The sequence below is a fragment of the Pseudomonas sp. 05T35 genome (assembly GCF_056396605.1).
In genome coordinates this window covers 1-632 of sequence record NZ_JBFTLU010000871.1, presented here as the reverse complement: position 1 = coordinate 632, position 632 = coordinate 1, and the positions used below count along the sequence as shown (strand labels likewise).

Below are 632 nucleotides of genomic sequence, written 5' to 3'. Positions count from 1 at the left end.
CCTGCCAGCAGCAATACAAAAAGCATATCCAGCATCAATACAAAGAATAGATATTTGATAATAATCAATACGTTATTAGTGTCATAACATCACTTCACCACCTACACCACATCAAAATGATCACGTCGATGAGTGATATTTTCAGCCAAGATTGGCTACCCCTTTGTAATCATCGACTATCCTTGAAAGTGTACAAGCCGATGCACCAAAACAATAAGTAAGCTTTGGGGGCTTCAGAATGAAAAGCAAAAGCAAAGTCACCACCAAACCGAACTGGAACGCTGATGGTATTGCGTTTTCAATATTCGAGCCTGGCAGTCTCAGCTATGAACATCTGATCCAGGAGCGCGTAACGCGTGGCTCCCAGCACCAACCAGCCACTCGTATCTACGACGCATTGGCTTTAGGTTACAACCAGATCAAGAAGGGGGAGCTGATGCTGTTGGAGTTACCGAACCGACCGACCATCAGCAACCTGCGCAAGACCCTTGAGGGGCGCGGGCTGGAAGAGCACGACTATCGCTTGTTCAAATCAAACTGCGACGAACACGGCCAGCTCGCCCCGAAAGACAGTCGGCCACTGGTCTTGCACCGTCTCAGTGAAAAAGTTATGCAGACGGTGCAGCCTTACT

1 protein-coding gene is annotated in these 632 nt (G+C 47.9%); it reads left to right on the top strand.

Annotated features, from left to right (window positions below; all coding sequences use genetic code 11):
- Positions 1-238 precede the first annotated feature (238 nt).
- The coding region (locus AC1DH9_RS30395) for a hypothetical protein (RefSeq protein WP_477809485.1) at positions 239-632 on the top strand (394 nt) is incomplete at its 3' end.